Consider the following 3539-nt stretch of genomic DNA (forward strand, 5'->3'; position numbering starts at 1 on the left):
CCATGAAACGCTCGCCGCTGGGCAGGCGCAGGTAGGCGCCTTCGCCGCGCAGCGCCTCGGTGATCAGGAAGCTCTTGGCCTGCGGGTGGTACAGGCAGGTCGGGTGGAACTGGTTGAACTCCAGGTTGCCGACCCGACAGCCGGCGCGCCAGGCCATGGCGATGCCGTCGCCGGAGTTGCCGTCCGGGTTGCTGGTGTACAGGTAGACCTTGCTGGCGCCGCCGCTGGCGAGCACGGTGAAGCGCGCGGCGAAGGTGTCCACCTCGCCGCTGTCGCGGTTCAGCACGTAGGCGCCGAGGCAGCGCTGGCCGGGCAGGCCGAGCTTGCGTTCGGTGATCAGGTCCACCGCCACGCGCTGCGCCAGCAGCTCGATGTTCGGGCGCTGCCGGGCTTTTTCCAGCAGGGTGTTGAAGATGGCCGCGCCGGTGGCGTCGGCGGCGTGGATGATGCGCCTGTGGCTGTGCCCGCCCTCGCGCGTGAGGTGGAACTCGAAGCCGCCGTCTTCGCGGCCCGGCTCGCTGTCGCGGGTGAAGGGCACGCCCTGGTCGATCAGCCACTGGATGGCTTCGCGGCTGTGCTCCACGGTGAAGCGTACGGCGTCTTCGCGGCACAGGCCGGCGCCGGCGTCGAGGGTGTCCTGCACGTGGGAGTCGACGGTATCGGTGTCATCGAGCACGGCGGCGACCCCGCCCTGGGCCCAGAAGGTCGACCCCTGGGACAGCTCGCCCTTGCTGAGCACGGCGATGCGCAGGTGCTCCGGAAGCGTCAGGGCAAGGCTGAGGCCGGCGGCCCCGCTGCCGATCACTAGTACATCGTGCTGAAAGTGCTCGCTCATGCCCTGATTCCCGAATGTGGCGGCCTAGTATATAGAAGGGGGGAACGGCACAATAGCGGCCTTGTGCCCCCACGCATAGGCGCCCGCGCCGCCGCCTATGCTCAGGGGGAAACCGGGCGGAACTAATTCAGTCGTTCCGGTTCTAACGTGGAATGTCTGAAGCCTGTTTGGCGGGGATCGCAAAGCCTCGCCGACGGGCGTCGATCGTTCGCCGGTTACAGTGGGTTTTCAACGGGTTGGACACGGGTTTCGACCCCGTCGCGACGAAGCGACAAAAAAACTGTGCGGCGTACGCCTGGAGGGGAGAACTTTTGCAAAACATCCGAGTCTATCTTGGCAGAGCGATTCTGCAGGGTGCTCGCCGCTCCTCCGGGCTTGTAGAGGAGCATGCATGCTAACCCAGGAACAGGATCAGCAACTGGTTGAACGGGTACAGCGCGGAGACAAGCGGGCTTTCGATCTGCTGGTGATGAAGTACCAGCACAAGATTCTCGGGCTGATCGTGCGGTTCGTGCACGACGCCCAGGAAGCCCAGGACGTTGCGCAGGAGGCTTTCATCAAGGCGTATCGCGCCTTGGGCAACTTCCGCGGAGACAGTGCCTTTTATACCTGGTTGTACCGGATCGCCATCAACACCGCGAAGAACCACCTGGTGGCGCGCGGTCGGCGGCCACCGGACAGCGATGTGACAGCCGAGGATGCGGAGTTCTACGAGGGCGACCACGCCCTGAAGGACATCGAATCACCGGAACGGGCGATGTTGCGGGACGAGATCGAGGAAACGGTCCATCGCACCATCCAGCAACTGCCCGAGGACCTGCGTACGGCATTGACCCTGCGCGAATTCGAAGGATTGAGCTACGAGGATATCGCCACCGTGATGCAATGCCCGGTGGGTACCGTCCGCTCGCGGATCTTCCGTGCGCGGGAAGCGATAGACAAAGCCCTGCAGCCCTTGCTGCATGATGAACAGTCCTGAATACGGCGGAACAGCCAAGAGAGGTACGCCATGAGTCGTGAAGCCCTGCAGGAGTCGCTGTCCGCGTTGATGGATAACGAAGCGGACGAGCTCGAACTGCGCCGGGTGCTCGCTGCCTGCGGTGAGGACGCGGAAATGCGTGCCACCTGGTCGCGTTATCAGTTGGCCCGCTCGGTCATGCACCGTGAACCGGTCATGCCCAAGCTGGACATCGCCGCCGCGGTTTCCGCCGCGCTGGCCGAGGAGGCAGCGCCGGCCCAGCCGCGCCGCAACCCGTGGCGCAACGTCGGGCGCCTGGCCGTCGCCGCTTCGGTAACGCTGGCCGTCCTGGCGGGTGTTCGTCTATACCATCAGGATGATAGCGTCGCGCCCAGCCTGGCCCAGCAAGGCGCCACGCCGCAGCTGACCCTGCCGCAAGTGCAAGGTCCGGCGGTGCTGGCCGGTTACAACCAGGACGAGGATGCGCCGCAGGTCATCACCGGTGGTTCGGGCAGCCCCACCAAGTGGCATGAACAGCGTCTCCCCGGGTATCTCCGCCAGCATGCCCAGCAGTCGGCGGTGAACGGTGCCGACAGCGCCCTGCCTTATGCGCGTGCCGCGAGCCTGGAAAGTCGCTGATCCACCCAGTCAAGGAGCGTCATGCGCGCCACTTTCCTGTTGTTCTTCCTGGGCGGTCTGCTGGCGATGCCGGTACAGGCCGCCTCCGACGCCCAGGCCTGGCTCAAGCGGATGAGCGACGGCCAGCAGCGACAGAGCTTCGAGGGCACCTTCGTCTACGAACGCAATGGAATCTTCTCCACCCACGAGATCTGGCGTCTCGTCGGTGCTGACGGTTCGGTGCGCGAGCGCTGGCTGCAGATGGACGGGCCGCGCCAGGAGGTGTCGCGCGTCGATGGCGTGACCCAGTGCATCGCCGGCGGCATGGCCGGCCAGCGCGGTTCCGCGCAATTGTGGCCGGCGCGCAAGCTGGACGGCGGCGATCTTTCCACCTGGTACGACGTCCGCGAGGTCGGTGAGTCGCGAATCGCCGGGCGCGCCGCGACGGTGATCGGCTTGATCCCCAAGGACAAGTATCGCTACGGTTTCGAGCTGCACGTCGACCAGGAAACCGGCCTGCCGCTCAAGTCGCTGCTACTCAACGACAAGGGCCAGGTGCTGGAGCGCCTGCAGTTCACTCAGTTGAGCACCGCCGCCCCGGACGCCGCCGAGCTGCAACCCTCGCAGAGCTGCCAGGCGTTGCCGGAGGCCAAGGCCGACACGCCGGCCGTCAGCGACTGGCATTCGGAATGGGTGCCGCCGGGCTTCACCCTCAATGATTCCTACAAGCGCCGCAGCAGCGTCTCCGACGACCAGGTCGTGAGCATGGACTACGGCGACGGCCTGGCGCGCTTCTCGATCTTCATCGAGCCGCTGCACGGGGCCAAGGTCGATGATGCGCGGACCCAGCTGGGCCCGACCTCGGTGGTCTCCAAGCGCTTGAACACCGACGATGGCGGCATGATGGTCACCGTGGTCGGCGAGATACCCAGCGGCACCGCGGAGCGCATAGCCATGTCGGTGCGCCCACAGGCGCCCGCCCAGGGAGATTCGGCGCAGTGATCGAAGAGCAGGGGCGGGTGATCGGTGTCGAACCCGGAGCGGTCTGGGTCGAGACACTGCGCCAAAGCACCTGCTCCGCCTGCAACGCCCGCGCCGGCTGCGGCCAGGGCCTGCTCCAGCAACTGG

5 protein-coding genes are annotated in these 3539 nt (G+C 66.1%); 4 read left to right on the plus strand and 1 reads right to left on the minus strand.

Going from position 1 to position 3539, the window contains the following annotated elements:
• Positions 1–835: FAD-dependent oxidoreductase (locus P3W75_RS08540; protein ID WP_276226937.1), on the minus strand; the 835-nt coding region annotated here is incomplete at its 3' end.
• A 391-nt stretch (positions 836–1226) separates the two neighbouring features.
• On the opposite strand from P3W75_RS08540, the gene rpoE reads away from it, so the two are divergent.
• The 4 genes from rpoE to P3W75_RS08560 all read left to right on the plus strand — a co-directional run.
• Positions 1227–1814, plus strand: coding sequence for an RNA polymerase sigma factor RpoE (gene rpoE, locus P3W75_RS08545; protein WP_276226938.1), 588 nt, complete (start codon positions 1227–1229; stop codon positions 1812–1814).
• Between the two features lie 30 nt (positions 1815–1844).
• On the plus strand, positions 1845–2432 hold the full coding sequence (locus P3W75_RS08550; RefSeq protein WP_276226939.1) for a sigma-E factor negative regulatory protein: 588 nt from the start codon (positions 1845–1847) through the stop codon (positions 2430–2432).
• Positions 2433–2453: 21 nt separating this feature from the next.
• On the plus strand, positions 2454–3413 hold the full coding sequence (locus tag P3W75_RS08555) for a MucB/RseB C-terminal domain-containing protein (protein WP_276226940.1): 960 nt from the start codon (positions 2454–2456) through the stop codon (positions 3411–3413).
• Positions 3410–3539, plus strand: a 130-nt coding sequence (locus P3W75_RS08560; protein ID WP_276226941.1) for a SoxR reducing system RseC family protein, incomplete at its 3' end; no start/stop codon positions are given. The genes P3W75_RS08555 and P3W75_RS08560, both read left to right, overlap by 4 nt.

It is taken from the genome of Pseudomonas citronellolis, from assembly GCF_029335315.1.
Taxonomy (GTDB): Bacteria; Pseudomonadota; Gammaproteobacteria; order Pseudomonadales; family Pseudomonadaceae; genus Pseudomonas; species Pseudomonas citronellolis_A.

Bases quoted from the DNA above. Each gene is read 5' to 3' on its own strand.
- rpoE (WP_276226938.1), top strand. From the start codon at position 1,227: ATGCTAACCCAGGAACAGGATCAGCAACTGGTTGAACGGGTACAGCGC.
- P3W75_RS08550 (WP_276226939.1), top strand. From the start codon at position 1,845: ATGAGTCGTGAAGCCCTGCAGGAGTCGCTGTCCGCGTTGATGGATAAC.
- P3W75_RS08555 (WP_276226940.1), top strand. From the start codon at position 2,454: ATGCGCGCCACTTTCCTGTTGTTCTTCCTGGGCGGTCTGCTGGCGATG.